This window comes from Pseudomonas sp. GW822-FHT01E03 (assembly GCF_058802985.1).
Map to the genome: position 1 here is coordinate 112,044 of NZ_JBXAOQ010000007.1, position 22,749 is coordinate 134,792.

Sequence of the window (22,749 nt, forward strand, 5' to 3'; positions counted from 1 at the left end):
TGCTTTGACTACTGCGCAAGGGCAGGGTTCGTCGTCAGAGAGTGCTTTTGGCCGATTGTTGCTTTCGGGAATGGGTCGTTTGCTGCCGAGTAAACAAGACCGCCAGTGCGATCTTGCCAGTTCCTTACATCTCCACCTGTGTGCCCAGTTCTATCACCCGATTCAACGGCAACTTGAAGTACTTAAGGTTGCTGTTGGCGTTCTTGAGTAAAAAGGCGAAAAGGCTTTCTCGCCAACGGGCCATACCGATGCGCTTGGTCGGGATCACCGTTTCCCGGCTCAGGAAATAGGTGGTGCGCATCGGGCTGAAGTCCAGCTCGGCCAAGTGACAGAGACTCAACGCCAAGGGGACATCGGGCTCTTCGATAAAGCCAAAGTGCAGACTGACCCGGAAGAACCCTTCGCCATACGCTTCAACCTCAAACCGTCGATCAGCACTCACACGAGGGCTGTCTTCAGACACCACCGTAAGCAGTACCACTTGCTCATGCAAAACCTGGTTATGCAGCAGGTTGTGCAGCAGCGCATGCGGAACGGCATCGGACCTGGCTGTCAGAAATACCGCCGTACCCTGTACCCGATGAGGGGGCTGCGTGCGGATGCTACCGATAAACAGTGGTAGCGGCAGCGCGGTTTCGTCCAGCCGTTCAACAATGATCTTGCGGCCACGTTTCCAGGTGGTCATCAAAATGAACAGGCCAATGCCAGCAATCACCGGGAACGCACCGCCCTGGAAGATCTTCGGAGCATTGGCCGCGAAGTACAGGCTGTCTACCAGCAGAAAACCGAGCAGCATCGGAACGGCCAGCCAGCGCGGGGTTTTCCATAGCAGCAGGACGACGGCCGAGGACAGGATGGTGGTGATCAGCATGGTGCCCGTTACAGCGACCCCATAAGCGGCGGCCAAAGCACTGGACGACTCGAAACCAAGTACCAGCAGCACAACACCGACCATCAACGCCCAGTTAACGGTACCGATGTAAATCTGTCCCTGCTCCTGGCTGGAGGTATGCTGGATAAACATGCGAGGGACATACCCAAGCTGGATGGCCTGGTGTGTCAGGGAAAATGCGCCGGAGATCACGGCTTGAGAAGCGATGATGGTTGCCAGTGTAGAGAGTGCGACCATCGGCAGCAGTGCCCAGCCCGGCGCGAGCAAATAAAATGGATTGCGCACCGCCTCAGGGTTTTCCAGGATCAAGGCACCTTGGCCAAAATAATTGAGTACCAGTCCTGGCAATACCAAAATGAACCAGGCGCGGGCAATGGGTTTGCGACCGAAGTGCCCCATGTCTGCATACAGTGCTTCGGCGCCCGTCAGCGCAAGCACCACTGCCCCGAGGATGGCCACACCGATTCCCGGATGGGCGATGAAAAAATGCGCTCCCCAGTATGGATTGAGCGCTTGCAGCACTTCCGGCCGCTGTAAAATGCCATAGACCCCCAGCGCACCCAGCACGACAAACCACAGCACCATCACTGGGCCGAACAGAATGCCGATGCGAGCCGTGCCGTGTTTCTGTATCAAGAACAGCGCCACCAGCACGATCACTGATAAAGGCACGACCCAGTGTTCAATTCCGTCAAACGCCAGCTGTAACCCTTCAACCGCAGAGAGCACCGAAATAGCCGGGGTGATCATGCTGTCCCCGTAAAAAAGTGCCGCACCAAACAGGCCAAGCAGAACGAGTATTTTACTCATGCGCGGATAAGGGGCGGCTGCGCGGCGAGCCAAAGCCGTCAACGCCATGATGCCGCCTTCACCCTGGTTGTCGGCACGCAGGATGAACAGCACATATTTGATCGAGACGACCCAAATCAGTGACCAGAAGACCAACGACAGAATACCCAGCACGCCGTCGTGGTTGGCCTGAACTCCGTAGTGGCCAGAAAATACTTCTTTCAGCGTGTAGAGGGGGCTGGTGCCAATGTCCCCGTAAACCACTCCGACCGCGGCGACGAGCAAGCCCACTCCTGACGCTTTGGATTGCGAGTTTTCATGTGCTCCGATTGCTGTTTCACTCAAGGGTCGCTTCTCTCGAATTACGGGGAGGAAATACATGCCATCCTTGGGCAAAACGATGTGCCTGGGCCACTGAAGCTTCAAGGCGCATGGACGATCTAAAAAGTCGCGGCCAGTATCTTTGAGGGCGCAAACAGCAGTCGTAAAGAAAGCGTAAAAAATTTACGGCAGATATTCGAAACATCAGATCCAGTGGCTTGGGCCTGTCCCGCCCCGGCCCGACGCGTCGTGCGAGCAATCAGACCTGCGCCTCGCCTGGGAACGTCGTCAGCCCGTACGTCAACGCAAGTTCCAAGGCCGGTTACAAGGGGTATAACTATCAGAACAAAAGGCGGGTCACCCAGAATAGGCCCTCCAAAGGCAGCGCCCGGTCCGGGCGCCCCAGGCCTGATCGGCGCCTGCGGTGCGGAGCGATGTGATGAGTTCCAGAGCATGGCGATGGGCTCGCAAGAGCTTTCTTGGCTGCATCGAGCTGGCCGTGCTGGTCACTCCACTGTGCGCCAGCGCCATGTTCAAGTGCCAAGCCAGGGACGGAGCCATCAGCTACACCAGCCAAGCCATCGCCAGCGCCCGCTGCACTCGCCTCAATGGCATGGCGGGCGCCGGTGTCGGCGCCAAGGCAATGGCCCTGCCACGGGTTGTGCGGGACGACACCCCAGGCGCGGTGCGGATTCGGGTGTGGACTTTCATCCACAAGGGTAATCGTCAATATGTGAGCCGGCGCCCCGTCGGGATCTCCGCACGGGTCGATGTCCTTGAGCTCTATTACATCAAGGGCTGCTATCTGTGCATGGCGCCGAAGGATTTCAAGGTCGCCTCACTGCGCCTGGACACCCATTCCTATCGGCGGGAGATCGAAGCCGCTTCGGGTCATTATGGTGTCGACAGGGCGCTGGTCCGCGCTGTGATACATGCCGAATCGGCGTTTCGCCCCAACGTCATTTCCGAAGCCGGCGCCCAGGGGCTGATGCAGTTGATGCCCGCCACCGCCGAGCGCTTCGCCGTGGACGATCCGTTCGACGCACGACAGAACATTCGTGGCGGCGTGCGCTACCTGGCCTGGCTGCTCAAGCGCTTCAACGGCAACCAGATGCTGGCGTTGGCAGGTTACAACGCCGGCGAAGCGTCCGTGGTCCAGTACAACGGGGTGCCTCCCTACGCCGAAACGCAATCCTACGTCACCCTCGTGCAGTCCTTGACCGAACGCTATCGCAACCATAGCGGCCGTCCGTGAGAGGCAGAAACCGGCCAGGAGCGGACCTCGAACACATCACCTGATCGGCTGTTTTTATAGGACGAAGCGGTCACCCGTGTTCCGCTGCCAACATTGACCTGAACTGCGAAATGATCTCTGAAGATAACCCGGCAGCTTCGAACACTGCGCAGGTAAAGCTAACGGGAGCAGGACCTGGAGCAGTTATGATGCGGTCGGCAACCACCGCTACTTGACTGCTTCGATAAAGCGTAGCCCCGTCATAACCTACGGCATTCTGTTGTAAGAAGTCAGCGCTGTTCGAAGTATGAGGGACCGTGTCGAGAAGCCCGGCCCTCGCAAGTGCCAGCGTCCCCCCACAGATACCGGCAATGGTCGCTCCACTTGAACGACTAGCATGAAGAAAGTCCCGAATATCCGGTGCATCTGCACGCTCCCAGATCATTCCACCGATGACGACAACAACGTCCGGCTTCCAGTCCAGGCATTGTTGCAAGCTGCTATCCACAGTTACAGCCAATCCGCCCTGCGAGCGGAACTGCCCCGTAGTAGAGGTGAAAAACCTGACGTCGATCCCGTAAAACGGGGATGCGGTTCCTGCAATGAAAGCGTATTCCCAGTCCGCAAAACCGGGTGTCAGTATCAAGCCCAAGCGTGCCATCAGTCCGAATCCTCCATGAAAACGAACAACATAAAGCGACAACAAACAGATCTCAACGTCCGCTTCGGGTCTATTGTGTTGAAAAAAATCCCAACGCCATCCTGACTGTTACTGGACGTGAGAAAAAATCAATGAAGTTGCCGTTGCCTCTGTAGTTACCTCTTCAACCAGGTACTTGCCGGTTCTTCGCCTGCCCTCCATCCACATCCGCATGATTCATCCTCGTCTGAAGGTGAAATGAGTGGAGCTACCTCCAACAGATACCGTAGAGGACAACCACTAACTTGCCTCTGGCCGCTTGATACAGGGAAATGGGATGACTGGAAAAACGGTGGGCAAGTCTGTGCAATCACCCAGCCGGTGGAACTGCAAACCATTCTGGCAATCGAAACCTTAAAGGGCGAAGCGGGCGTAGTATGGGTTACGCATTCGCATTGAACGCCCTGTAGGGCTGTAAAGCCGGGAGGGTTGCGTGGAAAGGGACGCGATGTTCAAGTTCCTTGCGGGCTACCTGTTGATGTGTGCCCTGCTGGCATGGGGGGTAATCCAGGCGTCGCACTGGATTGCTTCTCGCCTGCTGCTGTATTGGATTATTTAGCGCCGACCCTCGCTGCTTCGCTCCTCCTTGTCGATTCTTCCAGTACCACAATGGTGCGATCCACTGTCTGACCTTCTCCCTCTGACCCTCAGCCTGCTCGATCAGTCGCTGCAATAACGCGATCAGGCCGGTTCGCTGAACCGGCAACTGGCCCCAGTCAAGGATTGAGCCAGTTGCCGATGCTGCCAGGTTAGTGGAACGGAAAGATGTAATTCATCCATGCCGCCATGCGCAGAAGGATTTTGCGCATCATCGCGATGTGGTGGAAATGCTGGCTGTACAACGCCGCCTGGCCGTAGGCGCCGCCGGGCATCTGGTCGGCGTACTGGGCATAGTCGGGATCGGTGATCTCAATGATCACCGGAACCCGGCCGGCCGGTGGTGAACCGGTGAAGCTGATCAGTGTGCCCGACGGTTGGATCTGGCCTTCGGCGATGACCGAAACGACGGTCTTGACCTTGCCTTCGAAAACCTTGCCTGGAATGCCGTCGAAAGCGACCTCGGCCTCGTCGCCCTCGGTCAGGCGCAACAGGCTGTTCTGGCGCATCCACGCAGAGAAGTAATGCCCTTCGGCGGGAATGAAGACCATCGAAGGGCGCAGCGGCAACTTGGTCGCCATCATGCCCGGACGCAGTGAAACATGGGTGACGAAGCCTTTGCTCGGCGCACGGACGGTGGTGTTGTCGAGTTCGTACTGCGCGTTGTCCAGTTGTGCCTTCAGGTCATCACTGCGAGCGACCACCATATCCAGTTCCCGTTGGGTACTGAAGTTACGCTTGATCAGCTCGGTGATCCGGGCGCGATCGGCCTGGGCGGCAATCAGCTGTGCCTTGAGGGATTTCACCCGGTATTCGAAAGGCGCAGGGTCGATGCGAAACAGCACATCGCCTTTTTCCAGGGGCTGGTTGGTCTTCACCGATACATCGATCACCTGGCCGCTGACCACGGGTATCACCGGAACCGATACGAAATAGGAACGCGCCACCTCGGAGTAGGGGTGGTTGTAGTTCATCGTGAAAATCAGCGTGCCGATAATCACGATCCCGCCCAGCACCGCCGTGGGCACCGTCCATTTGTTCAGGGGGATGCGGAAGATCTTGAAGATGGCTACGCAGAGAGCGGCATACGTCAGAATGAGTAAGAGATCCATGGCTCAAATGCCCTCGCCGAGATTGTCCGTTGGCACACGGTTCTGTGCCGTACCCATCGCTGACTCCAGGCGCTCGATCCGGCCTTGCAGCTCGGCGACCTGTTGTTCGAGGTGAACCACATGACTTTTGGGTGAATGTCCGTCACTGAAACCCCAGCCCCGGTCCTCCCGATAGGCCATCGCCCAGATCCACAGGAACGGCCAGAGTGCGTGCAAGGTGAAGAGGCTGACCCAGCCGGTGGCGTGGATCGCATCCTGGTGAGGGTGGTTGCGGTGGACGGCAATTTCATAGGGGATGTCGTGGAGCAGGATGATCCCGTAGAACAAGAAGAGTCCTACAAATATCAGTACGCCCAGGGCGAAGTATTCAAGCATGAACCAGTCCTCTTGAAGCAGATAGCGTGTGCGCCTGAGTGTAGCCGTTCAATCTACACTTGACGGGGATGCGGATATCCAGCCGGAACAACCGGTGCCTGGCCGAAGCGTCGACCGATATCGTGCAAGCACACTCCGACGAGGTGAGTTCATGCCAACCAAAGCTCAATTCGAGAGGGCGCCTGTACTTGACCCTGTCGAGCGCATTACCGAGGTGATCTTCGGCCTGCTGATGGCCATGACGTTCACCGGCACCATCAGCGTGGCCACGGCAGACCAGGCCGCCGAACGCACGATGATGATTGCCGCGCTCGGCTGCAATCTCGCCTGGGGACTGGCCGATGCGGTCATGTACCTGTTGCGCGCACTGGTCGAGCGCACGCGCAGGATCAAGCTGTACATGGCCTTGCGTAATGGCACGGACGCCGCGGCCGGTCAGGCGCTCGTTGCGCAAGTGTTGCCGTTGCAGTTCGCGACGGCGGCCGGCAGTGAGGGCCTGGAGTTGTTGCGCCGTCGGCTGCTCGAGCAGCCCCCCTTGCCGATCAGGGCCGGCCTCGGCTGGAGCGACTTCAGGGGCGCCCTCGGTGTTTTCCTGTTGGTCGTGTGCTCGACATTTCCGTTGGTGGTGCCGTTCATACTGCTCGATCAGACGGCGCTCGCCATCCGCCTGTCCAACCTGATCGGGCTTGTGGTGCTGTTCATCGCAGGCTGGCTGCTCGCCAGATACGCTGGCGCCACGCAATGGCAGGGTGGGGTGATCATGGCCGCCACGGGGGGCGTGCTGATCCTTGCAATCATTGCGCTGGGTGGATAAAAACCGGGCATCATTCAACACACTAAAGACTCGTTCTCATTTACAATTGCTCTTCCATTTACGTCGGGCAGCCCGGTATGGATGTTCTCGCCGCAATCCATCTTCATTTATCCCAGTGGGTATTCGAGCCGGTCACCCGGCAGTTCCTGGGCATTTTCGACTTCAACGGCAGACTCGGTCTAGCCTTTCTCTGCATGTCTTACAGCGTCGCCTATTGCCTGTTCCGCTACCGCAAATCCCGGGGCTTGACCGACGCGCGCTCATTCGGGCAGTTCATCGGCGGCTGCCGGGTGTACCTGCATCGCTCGGCGCTGCTCGACTACCGCTACTACTTCGTACTCGCCATCCTCAAGGTTGCCCTGGTGCTGCCCATCGTCGGCCTGGTCGATCCGTACGTCTTGCGTTCAGCGGACTACATCGCGTTCTTCACCCAGCTGTGGGGCGCGCGTACGCAAGTGGAAGAGAACCTGGCGCTGACCCTGCTCTATGGGCTGGGCGTATTTCTGGTCAAGGATTTCAGCCATTACTGGGGCCATCGCGCCTTCCATTCGCGGTATCTGTGGGCCTTCCACAAAGTCCATCATTCGGCGCCCGTGCTGGTGCCGGCGACGGCCAGCCGCGTGCACTTTCTGGAAGAAGTGGTCGAAAAGCTCACGGATATCATCTGCGTCGGCGCATTTGCCGGGGTCTTCTGGTACGCCTGCGGCGGGGAGATCAGCCGCTATACCTTGTTTGGCGTGACCTACATGGTGTTCATCTTCAATGGCCTGGCGGCCAACCTGCGTCACAGCCATGTCTGGTTATCCTTCGGGCCGGTGCTGGAACGGGTGCTGAGCAGCCCGGCGCAACACCAGATTCATCACAGCGATGCGCCGCGACACTTCAACAAGAACTTCGGCATCAATCTGTCACTGTGGGACTGGATGTTCGGCACGCTCTACGTCACCCGGTCCACACCCGAGGCCATTCACTTCGGCACCGGTGAACAGGATCACGAGCGTTACCTGACGCTGCAAGGGTTGATCGTCACGCCTTTCGTGGACATCGCCCGCAAACTCCTTCCGGGAAAACCCCCGAAAGCACAGCCTGAAAACGGATCTGATCCGTATTTTTCAGCGCAATCTGCCTCTGTAACGGATACAGCCGCCAGCCCACAATAAGTCTTCGGTACGCCGCTCGGGCAGCACACGCCGCCCCTGTACCGCCAATTCATAGTGTGGGAGGCCCCATGGCCAAGATGACGATTTTTCTCGGCGGTTTTCTGCTGTTGACCATCCTGATCGGTATGCTGGCGACGATTCCGCCGGCGTGATTAGGTGCGGCGTTGACCTTGGGAAGGTTCATGGTGTCCAGTGCTTGAAATGCTCAATTGCTATCGATTTTCTCACGCACCGAATTTACCCAGAAGTTTATCGAGAGGGACGAAGTCAACGACGTACGTGCCGTGAAGGAAATGGGTCTGACAAGCTAGATTTCACCGAGCCAGTTAGCTTGTCGCGAGGCCAGCGCTTCAAGTCGGAACAGCGGAGTCTTTGATGTCACACATCCAACCCTAACCTTTTGTTTGGTATCAAACTGGTTGCGCCACTTTCTCTCGGCTTGGCAAATCTTCGCTTGAATAATAATTGGTTTCGCAAACGGTTACAAAGTCACGGTAAATTTTTAATTCTTCCGTTCGTCTCGTTCGTAGCTATTTGGCTTCAAAGCAATAGCAGGAGCAGTGCACCTGTTCTTGAATTTTGAAGTTGCAAGGCGCGATTTGAATGAGTTTGTACGGAGCAATAAATGAAAATAACAAGAAGGGAGCGTGATGTGATGCGATTATTGGTCAATGGTCTGACTAATAAGCAAATCGGCCAGCAGTTGGGGATCAGTAACTACACTGTCAGGGATCACATATCTTCAGCATTTAAAAAATTTAATATAGCAAGTCGTGTTGAGCTCGCGCTAATAGCCGCAGAGATGAAAGATGAACAATAGCTTTGACTCTCAGGGGGTTACTGTTTTTACTTGTGCAGCGGTGCTGCACCTATGGTCACAGCTATAGATGCAGTGCCGTCGTTTGGTCGTTGGCAGGGTAACGTAATTAGTAGGTGTGGCTTGTGTCGTGTCTTGTATAGAGTGCTCAGTTGTATGCATCTCATGCGATTATATTTGAAAGCTTTAGTAGCTTGTTGTGTGGTCCCGTAAAGATAGTCGCTTCATTGTTGGATTTGTAAGTGATGATCTCGGATTTACAGAAGTAAAAAATACTAAGCGTTTTTTTCTTGGGGTAGTAAGCGCCGTCTTTTTTTCTGAATAATCGATGGCGAGCATTGTGCTCTTCAGTTTGTCTGGATTTACATTGGCATGGTTTGTTAGTTCGGAAAGGGCTTCGTCATGATAGATTTGTTTGGTTGCTATGACTAAATAGCCTATGGTTCCGCATGCAATGTTGATGCTCAAGTTTGCTTCTATTAGGCCTATTTTATTCATAACAATAAAAACCAAACCTATCAGTATGTAAGCTAATACAGATTTTTCAATTAATGAAAAGAATTTAAGAGGGTCTGCTGATATTTGGTCTCTTAGCTTAAGTCTTTTCAAAGTATCCCTGTTCATGTACTTCATCTCTCTATCATGTTTTATTATGGTTTGAGTTCTGTCCGGCGTATTCGTACTGAGCTAAGGTACGTCCAATAGATCCTGGGTTGTTTAACTATCAGAGCCAGATTGCGTTTGAGGGGGAAAGAAGGTTCCTGAAAGCCACTTGGAAAGGCGCTTGGTTGCCATGTGTTATAAATCTCTTCTCCCGCCATGGCTGCGAACTCACTCCGCTCACTGTATTGTTGTACGTTAGAAATTAGTTATCAAGGTTGATAGCCTATAAAAACCGTCAATTTTGGAGCGGAGTAAATTATAATGGAGACGATAATTGGTGTGGCGAATATGTGGAGGTGTTCGCTTCGAATGTTGTCGCCGAATTTTGCATTTATAAGTAATGCGCAGCCCTTTGTCGCGAGTCCTAAGAATAAAGCCATTGCGAGCGAAGTAATTATTAACATGGTATCGCCTGTGTCAATGAGGCCGTTTTACTTGCAAGTGATAACTTTGCAAGATGCATTTTTTTGCGTTTGCAAGTAAAGCAGAATCGACATCGGCGATGATTTTCATTTGCTGTGATGATGTTTCTGTACTGGCCTCGAAAACATCGCATTGTCACTAGTGTGACAACCCGCTTGCCGTACTTGCTGTATGCCGAGGATGAGTTGTTATTGTTCATGGAAACCAAGAAGAATCATCAATCTTGGAACAAAATAAACTACGGCTGAAATGATAGTTGGTAAAATTACGGACTGTATGTGCTTGCGCTGGATGATGTTGCGGCCGAGTTTTGCATTTATAAATGATGCGCAACCCTTTGCCGTGAGCGAAATGAATAAAGCAATTCCGAGTGAAAGAGTCATTTTCACGATATCATCTATGTCCAAAGCACATTATCCGAGGTGGATTTGAATTCCAGTTGTAAAAATACAGTACCTACTATTAGGTGTCGTATTGTTAAAGATGGAGCTTTATGTTCTGCTTTGAATCTTCTGCTCTACGCAGTAGTACCTAGCAATATGAACTCAAGGGTCTATTTATACTGTCATGAAAGAGGCGAAATACCATCCTGCATGTGTAGGGGGTACGTATTTGTTCGAGGTTGATTTGAGTTCGTCTATGTAAGGAAAGCGTTGTGTGAAATCCTTTGAACTCGCGTAGGGCGTTTGTCAGGTAGGCTTCGTCTTACAGCTTAAGTAATTTTTCCATTTTTCAATTAAGATAATTCCTACGGAAAGCGTTCCTGATTCAACTTTCCAAGCTGGCAAATGCGCGAGCTCCTCATTGCTTATATTCAATTTGCATTGGTCCGCAACCTGGAAACCAAAGTTTGGTTATTATTTCAAATTGTTACATGTAAAAAAGCGCTCGTGTATAAGTCAGAAAACCATGCCGATAGTAGTGGCCCTGAAGGGTTTACTAGTGCAAATAGCTAACGCCGACCATGAAGTGACGCTGCACAACCTCGGCCGCTTCCTCGGCGACTTCGTGCCGCGATACACGCTTAACCGTGCCGAGGAATGGCAGGAATGGGCGACCCGGCGCTGGATCTCACAGACCAAGCTCGTGCTAATGGACAAACTGGCGGACGTTTTCATCGGCGGTCAGCGACACCGCGGGCGCTCACCTGTACTCATCATGCCGACGCCACCAAGGCCCCGTTTCATTGCGTCCCTTGGGCGCGCGGTCGAGCCATTGGTACATGCTCCACAATCCGTCCAGGCCCCGCGCGTAGGTGGAGTAGGTGTGATAAATCTCGCCGTCCTCCAGCACAAACGTACTCAACCCCGGCCGGTCGCGGGTATAGGTCGGCGCATCGGTGCCACAGGTCGCGGCGAACTGTTTCACCGGTTCCGGGATCTGGCTGGCGTCCATGGCATGGCCGCCACGCTGGTAGTTGTATTCGATCAAGCCTTCGCACTGCTGCGCTTCGGTGAAGTAGACATTGAAGTCGGCGGTGAAGTCGCTATCGGCGGTCGAGGCCCAGGGGAAGGTCCAGCCCATTCGGCGCTTGTAGGCCTGCAGTTTCTCCAAGGGTGCGCGGGATATCGCCATCAGGGTCACGTCGTGGTTCGCCAGGTGGACGACGACGGGGTCGAAGCCATCGGCGATGGCTGAGCAGGAAGGGCAGCCGGCCGTGTAGTCGGGGCCGAACATGAAGTGGTAGACCAGCAGTTGCGAGCGCCCTTGAAAGAGTTCGGCCAGAGTGGCGCTGCCGTTGTCGGTATTGAAGCGGTACATCTTGTCGAGGCGAAACCATGGCAATGCCTGGCGTTGCCTGGCCACATCATCGCTGCGTCGGGTCAGCGCCTTTTCCGCTTCAAGCAGTTGCAAACGTGCCGCCAGCCACTGTTCCCGGGTCGCGGTTTTGTGGGTGTTCATCGTTGTACGCTCCTGGTGAAAGGTCGTGATTTAGACTAAACCCGGGTATCGAATGATGGGAGTGACAAGCGTGGCGGGATTTCGATGGACTCGATGATCACGGCAGCTGCACAGGCGCTGGCGGCGGGCAATCCGCTGGGCGCACTGGACCGCGTGGCCTTGCGCGACGATGCGCCGGCCCTGGCCCTGCGCGGTATCGCCATGGCGCAACTGGGCGATCTGGTGCGGGCCAGGGCGCTGGTCAAGCGGGCGCAACGGGCCTTTGCGCCCAAGGAAGTGCTGGCCCGGGCGCGCTGTGTGGTGGCTGAGGCCGAAATCGCCCTGGCTTCGCGGGAGCTCGGGTGGCCGGTCAAGGCGCTCGAAACGGCGCGGGTCACCCTTGAACACCACGGTGACCGGGTCAATGCCGCCCATGCGCGTTATCTGCAAATCCGCCGTCTGCTGCTGATCGGTCAGCTCGATGAGGCACAGCAGTTGCTGGCCGGACTCGACCCCGGCCCATTGCCACCGGCCTTGCGGGCAACCCATGAACTGGTGCTGGCGGGGATTGCCATTCGGCGCCTGCAATCGCACGCGGCGCGGGAGGCGTTGAACAGGGCCGGGCAGGCTGCCGGTCAAGCCGGGATTGCCGCCCTGATGGCTGAGGTCCAACACGCTGTGTTTCTGCTCGATGCCCCCGCGGCACGCCTGATTGCCCAGGGTGAAGTACGGCCGCTGTTGCTCGATGATGTTGAAGCGTTGTTCTGTTCAACGTCACTGGTGGTGGATGCCTGCCGGTACGTTGTGCGCGGTTGTGGCATGTCGGTGTCGCTCGCGACGCGGCCGATCCTGTTCGTGCTCGCCCGTGTGTTGGCCGAGGCGTGGCCTGCCGACGTTGAGCGGGAAGTGTTGATCGCCCGGGCGTTCCGTCTGAAGCTTTCGGATGAATCCCATCGCGCCCGGCTTCGTGTGGAAATCGGCAGGCTGCGTAAAGCACTCAGGCCGTTGGCCGGCGTCATCGCGACAGCGCGCGGTTATGCCCTGCAATCGCCGGTGTGTACGCAGGTGGTGACGCTGGCGCAACCGGTCGAGGAAAAATTTGCCGCGGTGTTTGCCTGCCTCGCCGATGGCGAGTCGTGGTCCAGTTCCGCCCTGGCACTGGCGCTGGGTACCAGCCAGCGCACGGTGCAACGGGCGCTCGATAAGCTGACGGAGCAGGGCAAGGTGCAGTGGTTTGGCCGTGGTCGCGCGCGGCGCTGGATGACGCCGCCCGTGCCGGGATTCGCGACGACCTTGTTACTCCCGGCACCGCTGCCCGGTGGCTAGGATGAACGGCACCAACCCCATCGAGGAATGCCAGATGAAACACGCAACTGCTGAAATCATTCGTGAATATGGCCCGTTTGCCGATGTCGACCACGTGTGCGGCGTCACCTGGGACGGCGAAAAGGTCTGGTTCGCATGCAACAGCAAAATCAACGCCCTGGACCCGGAAAGCGGCAAGTTGCTGAGCTCGATCGATGTCGCTGCCCATGCCGGCACCGCGTTTGACGGGGAGCACCTGTTCCAGATCGCCGAAGACCGCATCCACAAGATCGACCCCCGCACCGGTCGCATCCTCTCGACGATTCCTGCTCCCGGTGCAGGCGCCGATTCGGGGCTGACCTGGGCCGAAGGGACGTTGTGGGTGGGCCAGTACCGCGAACGCAAGATTCACCAGATCGACCCCGAGAACGGCAAGATCCTGCGCACCATCGAATCCAACCGTTTCGTCACCGGCGTGACCTGGGTGGACGGCGCGCTGTGGCACGGTACGTGGGAAGGCGATGAAAGCGAACTGCGCCGGATCGATCCGCAAACGGGCGAAGTGCTGCAGAGCCTGAAAATGCCCGAAGGCGTGGGCGTGTCGGGGCTGGAGTCCGATGGTGGCGAGCGGTTGTTCTGCGGTGGCGGCGATAGCGGCAAGGTGAGAGTGGTGCGCCGGCCTGCATGAGTGTGGCCGGGTTACCAAGTGCAACCTGTGTGGGGGCGAGCCTGCTCGCGAATGCAGAGTGCCAGGCAACATCAATGTTGACTGATTTGACGCCATCGCGAGCAAGCTCGCTCCCACAGGGTTAGTGGATGTACGCAAAATCTGCGAGCAACCGAAATCACTGTGGGAGCGAGCTTGCTCGCGATAGCGGTGGGTCAGTCGATATCAATGTTGAATGTGCTGACCTCATCGCGAGCAAGCTCGCTCCAGTCACTCAGTCCGTTCGTGGATGCTGATCGTTGATGTCGTACCAATCCGCTTTCGAGCTGACAAAAACATGTTTTTGCTTGTTTGGTCGGAACGGCGTATCCAGCGTACCGAGGGCAATCGAAATCCACTCGGAAAACGCTCCGGTCGAGTCAGTCCAGAACAGTGAAGATCCGCAGTGAGAACAGAACTGCCGTGTGACACCCCTGGACGATTCATACGCCTTCAGCGAATCTGCACCGGTCATGATGCCAAGCGCCGAGGCGGGTGCGCTGGCATAGGTTGCAAATGCAGCCCCATGGCCCTTTCGGCATTGGCTGCAATGGCAATGGGTGACGGCTTTCAGCTTGGTCGACAAGCGATATTTGACGGCGCCGCAGAGGCAACTGCCGTGGTGAAACTCATCCATGTAAAGTCATCCGTGGATCGATAGTATTTTTCCGTCCTGCCATGTTTTCTGCTGGTCGAAATCGGTCTAAAAGCCCGGTTGGCAAATGTGTCTGTTTTGCTATCCTCAAAACTGTAGGTGAAGACGCAGACTGATGCGCAAAAGGATAGCAAGGAGACGTGGGGCGCGTTCCGAAGGGTACACGGTTAGAAAGATCCCCGCGCTGGGATCCAGCCCTTATGCCGTGTGAAGCAGAAGAGTTCCATTACAGTTTCACGACTCTTTTGTGGGAGGCCTGATAAACCTTGTAAGCCGGAGACCAGCACCGGCCACCTACTTGTTACATTCACCCACAAAGCCCGCTCAGTGCGGGCTTTTTAATGCCCGCAAGGTGGGTCCGGTCAGCGGCTCAAGGCGCGCCAAACAGCATCGTCCAGTAAACACCGTTGTCGCTGCGCGCGTTGGCGGCGTAAGCGGCACCGACCTGGGTGAACATCGGGTTCATCAGGTTGGCGCAGTGCCCGGGGCTGGCGAGCCAGCCGGCCATGGCCTTGCTGGGTGAACCTTGCCCGGCGGCGATGTTTTCACCGATCTGCCGGCCACGGTAGCCAGCGGCCCTGGCGCGGTCGGAGGGCATGTCACCGTCGGCGTCCTGGTGGGCGAAATAGTTGCCGTAGGCCATATCCTTGCTGTGGCTTTGTGCTGCGGAGCCCAAGGCTGCACTCCAGGACAGCGGCCGTGCGGCGGCGAAACGCTGGCGACCACACAGTCGCGGTTTAGCCCGGGCTGCGTTTACCTGCGCCAGCAACGCCTGAGCGGCGCTGCGTGGATCGCCGGTTTTCCCGTCGAGCACCGGCCGTGCCAGCACCACTTGCCACTCACTTCCGGCGCGGCTGACGCCGATGTCGGCGTATTGATTGTCGAGCAGTGCCGCGCAGTGCTCGTCCTGGAACATATCGAAGGCTTCTTCGGCATCCCGTGCACCCACCACGCGGATGGACCGCACCATGGTGGCCTGATAGCCGGAAGCCTTTAACCGGTCCCGCAACCCACCGCCATAGCCAACGGGCAGGGCCAGGTTCGACTTGAGCGTCAGGGGTGATAAGCGTTGCGTCGGCCGCCGGTCGCAGCGTTGCGGATGGGCGCGATAGTCATTGATGGCGTCTACCAGTTGCCGTTGCCCATCGGCGTGGGCGGGGCTTGCAAAAACAGGGAGCAGAGAAAACAGGCACAGCGAAGAAAAGCGCAAGGCAACGACAGTTTGGCGCATGGACGGACAACTCTGATGAGATGACAACGAAGAAAGTGGGGAAAAACGCTGGGCTATGACTGGTGCCTTGAAACAAGGTTCACGGCGGGCACCTGTCTATTTGCGGGCGAAGCCATGAGTCCGACGAAGGGTGTCAGGTCGTCGGCAACCGGCAGCAACGGTTGTCACGCCAGCGCTAGGCTGGCTGATCGGTATTGCCTGAAGCAGGCTCTGTCGCGACGTCCGGGGTTTCGCTCGGACGCAGCCTGAAGCGACAGACATGCCCGCCGCGCACCATGCACTCGCTGTGCTCGACTTCACCGCCGCCCAACGCGCCAATCAAGGCCAGGTCCAGTTCGCAGACCACCGGGTGGGCAGCGGCCAGGCGATGGAACACGCAGTTATGCGCGACGATTTCCGGGGTGCCGCCTGAGCGAAAAAACACCTCGGCTTCGTAGCCCGCCTGGTTCATGTGCTGCACGATCCTGGCTTCATCCACGACTTGCTGTTCACGGTCCGAAGCCAGCTTGCGGCCCATGCTGCGCATCAGCGAGGCCAGGGCTTCAGGGCCGATGATGGCAGCGACTTCATCAATCAATACGCTGGCCAGTAGCTGATAATGGCGAGGGAACTGCTCCCGCGCGTGGTCGGTGAGCTGATACAACTGCTCGGGGCGACGGCCCGTCGGCCGGGTGTCGCCGCGCAGCACCAGAGCGTCACGCTCCAGCGCCGCCAGGTGTTGGCGGATCGCCGTGCGCGTGACTGCCAGGTGCTCAGCCAACTCGTCAATGCTCATGCCGCCCCCATGGTGCAGCAGTGCGTTGAGCAGGTCCTGCTGTGTTCGGCCCAGTCCTTCCAGCATGGTGTGCCCTCGCGCGATATCAGAACTTGTCCGGGAATTGCTTGACCAGCGCGCCGGTCAAGGCGTCGGCCAGGGCCAGGATGTGCGTGCGCATCATCGCCCAGGTGCGGGCTTCGCCGGTGTAATCGTGTGCCGAGAATTCATCGATCTGGGCGACGTGGTGACCGCCATGGGCCGACAACATGTTGACCAGCGTGGCTTCAGGCAGATTGGGGTTGGCGGTGGCCAGGAAAGCCGCAATCGCCTTGGCATTGCCGGTCAACTCGGTGACGGCAGCCTGCTTGCCTTTCGCGTCTTTCGCGACGGTGGCATCGCTGTAGTGTTTCACCGCGCCCCAATGACCGGCAAGCAGCTTGAGCAACTGATCGGCTGCCGGTTGGCCGTAGAGCGGGGCGATGCTGTTGGCGATTTTGGTGGCGTTGTCGACCACCTGGTCCGCCGCCACTTTGGCTTGCTTCTGGTCGGCGGATTGATTGGCCAGCGCGTAGTTTCTGATCCAGAAAATGTGTTCGACCCAAAGGTCGCGAAGGGCCAGGCGCGTGGTCAGCGCGGGGCTGTCGGCAGCGGCAGGTGAGGCGGCAGGCGTCTGGCTCCAGACCGGTTGCGCACAGAAAGCCAGCAGGAGCAAAGCCAGGATCTTGATATTCATGACGGCACCCTCTGAGAGTGGGAATGTTCGACAATATCAATATAGGCATAAAAATATGTTTTTATTGGGCGTGGGTGAGCTCTCGGATTAACGGTCGTATTTCGTCATGGGAAAGGCACGTTGCACTCAGGTTTTACAACCCTTCACGCAGACGTTTGAGGTAGTCGGGGCTGTCACTGATCGAGTTATGGCCCGTCCCCGCAATGACCTGCAATGACGCCACACCACGGGTGAAGTGACTCAACAGGCGCTCGGTGCTTGAGCGCGCAATCACCTCGTCATGCTCGGCCGCGATCAACAATGTCGGCACGGTGATGCGGGCGGCGTACCGCCAGGACTGAAACTTGTCCTTCAACAACCAGCGCACCGGAAACCAGCGGAACTGACGGGCGGCGAGCCCTTCGAGGCTGTTGTAGGGCGTGATCAGCACCAGTCGCGCCGCCGGGCGCTCGCTGGCCAGGCGCACGGCCACCCCGGAACCCAGGCTGCGTCCGACCACTGCCACATGCGGATGGCTGGCATGTACCTGGTCGAACAAGGTGATGGCATCGCGGGCAATGGCCTCTTCGGAAGGCGAGCCGGAACTCCCGCCATAACCCCGGTAATGCAGCAGATACAGGGCGTAGTTAGGGAATGCTTGGGAGAACCCGGGCAGGTTGCGCGAGACGTCTTCGGCATTGCCGCCAAAATAAATCAGCGCGTTGGGACCCTCGTGCGGTCGGATGGACACCAGCACCTGTGCGTCGGCAGTCGGCAGGGTGAGCAGCGTCGCGGCAGTCCCGACGGCGCGCGGTTGCGGGTAGTAAATCAGCGCTCGCTGGAAAACGAACAGCGCCACGCACAGCGCCAGGTACAACGCAGCGACGATGACGACGAGTAACAACAGGGTGCGCGACATTCGACTAACGTTAGTGGGCGGCATTGACTGCTCGGGGTTTGAAAATGGCTGGCGTCACAAGGCTTTCTGAGTGTAGTCAATCGATCCTTTGCGAGGGTTATCCGTATTGTCGGCGCAACAGGCCGGACCCTGGCGACTGGTGAGAAGCGTTTTATGAGCCATTCTGTGGGGTACACCCGTAGAGCAATACTCACGCTGGCTGCCGGTGCTTCGGCGGTCTTCACGTTCGGTCAGGCGGGGGCACAACCCGTGCCGTCGACGGGAACAGGAGGCAAGACCATGCAGACCCGCGCCATTCCTTCCAGCAACGAGTCCTTGCCGATCGTAGGGTTGGGCACTTACCGAGGCTTCGATGTCGAGCCTTCGGCCTACAAGGACTTGCCCGCAGTGCTGGACGCGTTGTTCGACAAGGGTGGCAAGCTGATCGACAGTTCGCCGATGTACGGTCGCGCCGAACAGACCACCGGCGACCTGCTGTCGATCCATGAGCCGCGCTCGCCGGCCTTCCTGGCCACCAAGGTGTGGACCCGGGGCCGCGAAGAAGGCATCGCGCAGATGGAACAATCCTTCGCCCTGCTGCAGACCGACCGGATCGACCTGATGCAGATCCACAACCTGCTGGACTGGCGGACGCACCTGCCGACCCTGCGCCACTGGAAGGAAGCTGGGCGCATCCGCTACATCGGCATCACCCATTACACGGCGTCGGCCTATGAAGAAGTGGAAGCGGTACTCAAGGCCGAGCCAGTGGATTTCTTGCAGATCAACTACGCCCTGGATGATCGCGGCGTAGAGAAACGCTTGCTGCCGTTGTGCCGCGAGCGGGGAGTGGCGGTGATCTGCAACCGGCCGTTTGGCGGTGGCGGCTTGCTGGCCAAACTCAAGGATAAGCCGCTGCCAGGCTGGGCGGCGCAAGTCGGGGTCAAGAGCTGGCCGCAACTGGCACTGAAGTACCTGCTGTCACATTCGGCGGTGACCTGCGTGATTCCCGGCACCGGCAACCCGCGCTACATGGCGGAAAATGTCCGGGCCGGTTTCGGCCCGATGCTCACCGATGCCCAGCGTCAGCAACTGATTGCGCTGGTGGGCTAGCGACGTGTTCAACCCGTTGCGGCGAGTCGCCGAACCTCTCCTATACTGAGTCGCGTCCATGCCGCGGGAAGTGCATTCGCTGCCCTGACGGCGTCCCTGTCCATCACTGCAAGGAGATCGAACATGGCTATCCGCATTGGCGACGAAGCACCGGATTTCACCGCCGACACCACCGAAGGCACCCTCAATTTTCACCAATGGATCGGCGACGGCTGGGCCATCCTGTTTTCCCATCCCAAGGATTTCACCCCGGTGTGCACCACCGAACTGGGTTACCTGGCCAAACTCAAACCGGAATTCGACAAGCGCAACACCAAGGTCCTGGGCCTCAGCGTCGACCCTGTCAGTGACCACAACCGTTGGGTCGGTGACATCGCCGAGACCCAGGGCACGGCGGTGAACTACCCGCTGATCGGCGACGAAAATCTGGTGGTGGCCAAGCTCTACGACATGATCCACCCCAATGCCAGCGGCGGCGCGCGCACGGCAGTGGACAACGCCACGGTGCGTTCGGTGTTCATCGTCGGCCCGGACAAGAAGGTCAAGGCCATGCTGATCTACCCAATGAGCGCAGGGCGCAATTTCGATGAAGTGTTGCGTCTGCTTGATTCCCTGCAACTCAATGCCAAACACACCGTCGCCACGCCAGTGAACTGGCGGCCGGGTGAAGACGTCATCATCCCGACCTCGGTGTCCGATGAAGACGCGAAGAAGAAATACCCGGATGGCTTCAAGACCCTGAAGCCGTATCTGCGGACCGTGGCTCAGCCGAAGTAGTCACCAACAGTCATACCGCCATCGCGAGCAAGCTCGCTCCCACAGGTTCCTGAGTCGTTCACAGATATGTGCTTCGACTCGAACCCTGTGGGAGCGAGCTTGCTCGCGATGAGGCCAGTCCTGCCGGCCTCAACTTCTGGTCAAACCAGATACTTTTTAAACCACCCCAACGTCCGCTCCCACGCCAGCTTGGCCGCCGCCTCGTCGAAGCGCGGCGTCGAATCATTGTGAAAGCCATGATTGCAGCCCGGATAAATGTAGGCCTCATAGGTCTTGCCCCCGGCCTTCAACGCTTGCTCATAGGCGGGCCAGCCTTCGTTGATCCGCGTGTCCAGTTCGCCGTAGTGCAGCATCACCGGGGCCTTGATCCGGGGCACTTCCTCGGCCGTTGGCTGACGGCCATAAAACGACACGGCGGCCCCCAGTTCCGGGTAGGCCACCGCGGCGGCGTTGGTCACGCCACCGCCATAGCAGAACCCGGTGATACCGACTTTTCCCTTAGCGGCAGGGTGTTTCATCATCCATTCGACGGCGGCGAAAAAGTCGTTCATCAGCTTTTCCGGGTCGACCTTGGCCTGAAGCTCGCGGCCCTTGTCGTCATTGCCCGGATAGCCGCCGACCGAACTCAGGCCGTCCGGGGCGAGGGCGATGAAGCCGGACTTGGCCAGCCGCCGGGCCACATCTTCGATGTACGGGTTGAGCCCGCGGTTTTCGTGCACGACCACCACTGCTGGTACTTTGCCGGTGGCTTTGGCCGGACGCACCAGATAACCGCGAACCTGGCCGTGGCCCTTGGGCGACGGGTAGGTGATGTACTCGGCAATAATCTCCGGATCGGTGAAGGAGACCTGCTCGGCCAGCGCATAGTTGGGGCTTAGCGCGGCGAGCAGGGCTCCAGCGGTCAAACCACCGAAGGTAAACAGCGCCGCACGGTCGAGAAACTCCCGGCGGTTGATCTTGCCGTGGGCGTAGTAGTCGTACAGTTCCAGCAGTTGCGGGGAAAAGTCTTTGGCAGTTAGACGGGTCATTGCTGCAACTCCTCATGACTGGTTTAACACGGACCCTGTGGGAGCGAGCTTGCTCGCGATGGCGGAATGTCATTCAACATAGATGTCGACTGGTCTGCCACTATCGCGAGCAAGCTCGCTCCCACAGGGGGAAGTGGTGATGCCAAAACCTCATTTCACGCTCTGCGCCCCGGCCTTCGCTACCTGCGCATCCTGTTCAGGCTTGACGCCCGACACCCCGACAGCGCCTATCACCTGCCCATCGAAAACAATCGGCACGCCACCCTCAAGCGAAGTCAGCAAGGGTGCCGAGAGGAAAGCGTAGCGCCCGGCGTTGACCATGTCCTCATAGCTTTTCGATTCGCGTCGCCCGAGGGCTGAGGTGCGTGCCTTTTCGGTAGCGATATACACGCTGGCAGGTGCGCAGCCGTCGAGGCGTTCGAGGGCCAGCGGGTGGCCGCCGTCATCGACCACCACTATGGTCACGGCCCATTGATTGGCCTGTGCTTCGGCGCGGGCGGCTTTGATGATCTGGCCGACTTCGGCCTGGCTCAGGACAGCTTTGCGGTTCATGGGCATCTCCAGGGTTCGGTTAAGGCAAGTTGGCTTCGACCAGTTCGATCCAGTGCCGCACCGGGGTTCGCCCTGCGCCGTCGAGGTGTGACTGGCAGCCGATGTTGGCCGTGACAATGACCTCCGGATGGCCGCTTTCCAGGGCGTCGAGCTTGTTGTCGCGCAGTTGTCGCGACAGTTCGGGCTGGGTCAGCGAATAGGTGCCCGCCGAGCCGCAGCACAGGTGCCCGTCGGGGACGGACGTCAGGTTGAAACCGAGTCCGGTCAGCAGCGCTTCCACGGCACCGCCGAGTTTCTGCCCGTGCTGCAAGGTGCAGGGGCAATGGAAGGCCAGACGTTGCGAGGCGTGAATGCCGAGTTGCTCCAGCGGTTCGTCGCGCAACACTTCCACCAGATCCCTGGCCAGCGCACTGACCTTTTTTGCCTTGTCGGCATAGGCCGGGTCGCTGGCGAGCAGGTGGCCGTAATCCTTGATGAAGGCGCCGCAACCGCTGGCGGTCTGCACAATCGCCTCGGCGCCTTTTTCCAGGCTCGGCCACCACGCGTCGATGTTGCGCCGGGCACGATCGAGGCCGGCGACCTGGGCGTTCAGGTGGTAGTCCACGGCGCCGCAGCAACCGGCTTCGCGGCTCGCGATGACGCTGATCCCCAAGCGGTCCAGCACCCGCGCCGCCGCGGCATTGGTGTTGGGTGACAGACTGGGCTGCACGCAACCTTCGAGCATCAGCACCTGACGCTCGCGCAGAGTCATGGGTCGCGGCTTGGCCGGGTAGACATTGCGCGGCAACTTGCTTTGCAGGTTGCCGGGCAGCAGCGCGCGGAACACCTGACCGCTATTGACCAGGCTCTTGAATAGCTCTGGATGCGGCACAGTCTGCCGCAAACCCTCGCGCAACAAGCGCTGACCGAGCGGGCGTGGCACCGCCGCATCGACCACCGCCCGCCCGATGTCCAGGAGGTTGTGGTAGTCGACGCCCGACGGACAGGTGGTTTCGCAGTTGCGGCACGACAGGCAGCGGTCCAGGTGCTGCTGGGTCTTTTGCGTGACGTCGTTGCCTTCCAGCACCTGCTTGATCAGGTAAATGCGACCCCGTGGTCCGTCCAGTTCATCGCCGAGCAATTGATAGGTCGGGCACGTGGCATTGCAGAACCCACAGTGCACGCAGGTGCGCAGGATGCTTTCGGCTTCTGCGGCGCGGGGCAATTGGCTGGCGCGTTCACTCAAGGTCGTCTGCAT

Annotated in this window: 22 protein-coding genes; 8 read left to right on the forward strand and 14 right to left on the reverse strand. The window is 58.3% G+C overall.

Translation table 11 applies throughout. The features are described from left to right. Positions 1–124 precede the first annotated feature (124 nt). Complete coding sequence (locus AC1RP7_RS15760; protein WP_090456231.1) at positions 125–2,026, reverse strand: potassium transporter Kup; 1,902 nt, start codon at positions 2,024–2,026, stop codon at positions 125–127. 415 nt (positions 2,027–2,441) lie between these two features. Here AC1RP7_RS15760 and AC1RP7_RS15765 point away from each other — a divergent pair, with 415 nt between their 5' ends. Continuing rightward, a complete protein-coding gene (locus tag AC1RP7_RS15765) occupies positions 2,442–3,257 on the forward strand; it encodes a lytic transglycosylase domain-containing protein (protein WP_090456229.1) in 816 nt (271 codons plus the stop codon). Between the two features lie 70 nt (positions 3,258–3,327). On the opposite strand, the gene AC1RP7_RS15770 is transcribed toward AC1RP7_RS15765, so the two are convergent. The 3 genes from AC1RP7_RS15770 to AC1RP7_RS15780 form a co-directional block, all read right to left on the reverse strand. Continuing rightward, positions 3,328–3,897, reverse strand: coding sequence for a DJ-1/PfpI family protein (locus tag AC1RP7_RS15770; RefSeq protein ID WP_090456228.1), 570 nt, complete (start codon positions 3,895–3,897; stop codon positions 3,328–3,330). A gap of 788 nt (positions 3,898–4,685) precedes the next feature. Continuing rightward, positions 4,686–5,645, reverse strand: coding sequence for an HlyD family secretion protein (locus AC1RP7_RS15775; RefSeq protein WP_150814616.1), 960 nt, complete (start codon positions 5,643–5,645; stop codon positions 4,686–4,688). Between the two features lie 3 nt (positions 5,646–5,648). After that, a complete protein-coding gene (locus AC1RP7_RS15780; protein ID WP_090456221.1) occupies positions 5,649–6,020 on the reverse strand; it encodes a DUF3302 domain-containing protein in 372 nt (123 codons plus the stop codon). Positions 6,021–6,171: 151 nt separating this feature from the next. Between AC1RP7_RS15780 and AC1RP7_RS15785 the strand changes: the two genes are divergently transcribed. From AC1RP7_RS15785 to AC1RP7_RS15795, 3 genes are all read left to right on the forward strand, one after another. Further along, complete coding sequence (locus AC1RP7_RS15785) at positions 6,172–6,834, forward strand: hypothetical protein (RefSeq protein ID WP_493182606.1); 663 nt, start codon at positions 6,172–6,174, stop codon at positions 6,832–6,834. Between the two features lie 77 nt (positions 6,835–6,911). Continuing rightward, positions 6,912–7,994, forward strand: a complete 1,083-nt coding sequence (locus AC1RP7_RS15790; RefSeq protein WP_493182608.1) for a sterol desaturase family protein — start codon at positions 6,912–6,914, stop codon at positions 7,992–7,994. A 625-nt stretch (positions 7,995–8,619) separates the two neighbouring features. Continuing rightward, entirely contained in the window at positions 8,620–8,814 is a 195-nt protein-coding gene (locus AC1RP7_RS15795) for a response regulator transcription factor (RefSeq protein ID WP_493182610.1), read from the forward strand. Between the two features lie 183 nt (positions 8,815–8,997). On the opposite strand, the gene AC1RP7_RS15800 is transcribed toward AC1RP7_RS15795, so the two are convergent. Then, a complete protein-coding gene (locus AC1RP7_RS15800) occupies positions 8,998–9,435 on the reverse strand; it encodes a hypothetical protein (RefSeq protein ID WP_493182612.1) in 438 nt (145 codons plus the stop codon). A gap of 1,605 nt (positions 9,436–11,040) precedes the next feature. Next, positions 11,041–11,799, reverse strand: a complete 759-nt coding sequence (locus AC1RP7_RS15805; protein ID WP_493182614.1) for a DUF899 domain-containing protein — start codon at positions 11,797–11,799, stop codon at positions 11,041–11,043. An 84-nt stretch (positions 11,800–11,883) separates the two neighbouring features. Here AC1RP7_RS15805 and AC1RP7_RS15810 point away from each other — a divergent pair, with 84 nt between their 5' ends. Together AC1RP7_RS15810 and AC1RP7_RS15815 are read left to right on the forward strand one after the other, a co-directional pair. Then, positions 11,884–13,104 carry a helix-turn-helix domain-containing protein gene (locus AC1RP7_RS15810; RefSeq protein ID WP_493182616.1) on the forward strand — a complete coding sequence of 407 codons (1,221 nt, stop codon included), beginning with the start codon at positions 11,884–11,886 and terminating at the stop codon, positions 13,102–13,104. 34 nt (positions 13,105–13,138) lie between these two features. After that, a complete protein-coding gene (locus AC1RP7_RS15815; RefSeq protein ID WP_090457930.1) occupies positions 13,139–13,771 on the forward strand; it encodes a Vgb family protein in 633 nt (210 codons plus the stop codon). A gap of 253 nt (positions 13,772–14,024) precedes the next feature. On the opposite strand, the gene AC1RP7_RS15820 is transcribed toward AC1RP7_RS15815, so the two are convergent. The 5 genes from AC1RP7_RS15820 to AC1RP7_RS15840 all read right to left on the reverse strand — a co-directional run bounded on the left by AC1RP7_RS15820 (position 14,025) and on the right by AC1RP7_RS15840 (position 18,087). Then, complete coding sequence (locus AC1RP7_RS15820) at positions 14,025–14,426, reverse strand: GFA family protein (RefSeq protein WP_493182618.1); 402 nt, start codon at positions 14,424–14,426, stop codon at positions 14,025–14,027. A gap of 388 nt (positions 14,427–14,814) precedes the next feature. Continuing rightward, positions 14,815–15,675: a CAP domain-containing protein gene (locus AC1RP7_RS15825; RefSeq protein WP_150814604.1), complete on the reverse strand. Its 861-nt coding sequence runs from the start codon at positions 15,673–15,675 to the stop codon at positions 14,815–14,817. Positions 15,676–15,850: 175 nt separating this feature from the next. Next, positions 15,851–16,516, reverse strand: a complete 666-nt coding sequence (locus tag AC1RP7_RS15830; RefSeq protein ID WP_429521484.1) for a helix-turn-helix transcriptional regulator — start codon at positions 16,514–16,516, stop codon at positions 15,851–15,853. 19 nt (positions 16,517–16,535) lie between these two features. Beyond that, on the reverse strand, positions 16,536–17,165 hold the full coding sequence (locus AC1RP7_RS15835) for a hypothetical protein (protein ID WP_150814595.1): 630 nt from the start codon (positions 17,163–17,165) through the stop codon (positions 16,536–16,538). A 133-nt stretch (positions 17,166–17,298) separates the two neighbouring features. Then, complete coding sequence (locus AC1RP7_RS15840) at positions 17,299–18,087, reverse strand: alpha/beta hydrolase (RefSeq protein WP_493182621.1); 789 nt, start codon at positions 18,085–18,087, stop codon at positions 17,299–17,301. 129 nt (positions 18,088–18,216) lie between these two features. On the opposite strand from AC1RP7_RS15840, the gene AC1RP7_RS15845 reads away from it, so the two are divergent. Both AC1RP7_RS15845 and AC1RP7_RS15850 read left to right on the forward strand, forming a co-directional pair. Then, the gene (locus AC1RP7_RS15845) at positions 18,217–19,155 is read left to right on the forward strand and encodes an aldo/keto reductase (protein ID WP_493182623.1); all 939 of its coding nucleotides are present in this window, start codon (positions 18,217–18,219) and stop codon (positions 19,153–19,155) included. Positions 19,156–19,278: 123 nt separating this feature from the next. Then, a complete protein-coding gene (locus tag AC1RP7_RS15850; protein WP_056727305.1) occupies positions 19,279–19,932 on the forward strand; it encodes a peroxiredoxin in 654 nt (217 codons plus the stop codon). Between the two features lie 140 nt (positions 19,933–20,072). Here the strand turns inward: AC1RP7_RS15850 and yghX are convergent, their stop codons facing one another. The 3 genes from yghX to glcF all read right to left on the reverse strand — a co-directional run bounded on the left by yghX (position 20,073) and on the right by glcF (position 22,749). Continuing rightward, positions 20,073–20,960: a YghX family hydrolase gene (yghX, locus tag AC1RP7_RS15855; RefSeq protein WP_493182625.1), complete on the reverse strand. Its 888-nt coding sequence runs from the start codon at positions 20,958–20,960 to the stop codon at positions 20,073–20,075. Positions 20,961–21,110: 150 nt separating this feature from the next. Then, positions 21,111–21,512 (reverse strand): heme-binding protein, encoded by a 402-nt coding sequence (locus AC1RP7_RS15860; protein WP_218497701.1) that lies wholly within the window; start codon positions 21,510–21,512, stop codon positions 21,111–21,113. A gap of 19 nt (positions 21,513–21,531) precedes the next feature. Further along, a complete protein-coding gene (glcF, locus tag AC1RP7_RS15865) occupies positions 21,532–22,749 on the reverse strand; it encodes a glycolate oxidase subunit GlcF (RefSeq protein WP_493182627.1) in 1,218 nt (405 codons plus the stop codon).

Coding starts and splice junctions, on each gene's coding strand:
- AC1RP7_RS15795 (WP_493182610.1), top strand. CDS start 8,620: ATGAAAATAACAAGAAGGGAGCGTGATGTGATGCGATTATTGGTCAAT.
- AC1RP7_RS15825 (WP_150814604.1), bottom strand. CDS start 15,675: ATGCGCCAAACTGTCGTTGCCTTGCGCTTTTCTTCGCTGTGCCTGTTT.
- AC1RP7_RS15840 (WP_493182621.1), bottom strand. CDS start 18,087: ATGCCGCCCACTAACGTTAGTCGAATGTCGCGCACCCTGTTGTTACTC.
- AC1RP7_RS15765 (WP_090456229.1), top strand. CDS start 2,442: ATGAGTTCCAGAGCATGGCGATGGGCTCGCAAGAGCTTTCTTGGCTGC.
- AC1RP7_RS15770 (WP_090456228.1), bottom strand. CDS start 3,897: ATGGCACGCTTGGGCTTGATACTGACACCCGGTTTTGCGGACTGGGAA.
- yghX (WP_493182625.1), bottom strand. CDS start 20,960: ATGACCCGTCTAACTGCCAAAGACTTTTCCCCGCAACTGCTGGAACTG.
- AC1RP7_RS15775 (WP_150814616.1), bottom strand. CDS start 5,645: ATGGATCTCTTACTCATTCTGACGTATGCCGCTCTCTGCGTAGCCATC.
- AC1RP7_RS15820 (WP_493182618.1), bottom strand. CDS start 14,426: ATGGATGAGTTTCACCACGGCAGTTGCCTCTGCGGCGCCGTCAAATAT.
- AC1RP7_RS15850 (WP_056727305.1), top strand. CDS start 19,279: ATGGCTATCCGCATTGGCGACGAAGCACCGGATTTCACCGCCGACACC.
- AC1RP7_RS15860 (WP_218497701.1), bottom strand. CDS start 21,512: ATGAACCGCAAAGCTGTCCTGAGCCAGGCCGAAGTCGGCCAGATCATC.
- AC1RP7_RS15815 (WP_090457930.1), top strand. CDS start 13,139: ATGAAACACGCAACTGCTGAAATCATTCGTGAATATGGCCCGTTTGCC.
- glcF (WP_493182627.1), bottom strand. CDS start 22,749: ATGCAGACGACCTTGAGTGAACGCGCCAGCCAATTGCCCCGCGCCGCA.
- AC1RP7_RS15785 (WP_493182606.1), top strand. CDS start 6,172: ATGCCAACCAAAGCTCAATTCGAGAGGGCGCCTGTACTTGACCCTGTC.
- AC1RP7_RS15805 (WP_493182614.1), bottom strand. CDS start 11,799: ATGAACACCCACAAAACCGCGACCCGGGAACAGTGGCTGGCGGCACGT.
- AC1RP7_RS15800 (WP_493182612.1), bottom strand. CDS start 9,435: ATGAACAGGGATACTTTGAAAAGACTTAAGCTAAGAGACCAAATATCA.
- AC1RP7_RS15835 (WP_150814595.1), bottom strand. CDS start 17,165: ATGAATATCAAGATCCTGGCTTTGCTCCTGCTGGCTTTCTGTGCGCAA.
- AC1RP7_RS15780 (WP_090456221.1), bottom strand. CDS start 6,020: ATGCTTGAATACTTCGCCCTGGGCGTACTGATATTTGTAGGACTCTTC.
- AC1RP7_RS15830 (WP_429521484.1), bottom strand. CDS start 16,516: ATGCTGGAAGGACTGGGCCGAACACAGCAGGACCTGCTCAACGCACTG.
- AC1RP7_RS15845 (WP_493182623.1), top strand. CDS start 18,217: ATGAGCCATTCTGTGGGGTACACCCGTAGAGCAATACTCACGCTGGCT.
- AC1RP7_RS15810 (WP_493182616.1), top strand. CDS start 11,884: ATGGACTCGATGATCACGGCAGCTGCACAGGCGCTGGCGGCGGGCAAT.
- AC1RP7_RS15790 (WP_493182608.1), top strand. CDS start 6,912: ATGGATGTTCTCGCCGCAATCCATCTTCATTTATCCCAGTGGGTATTC.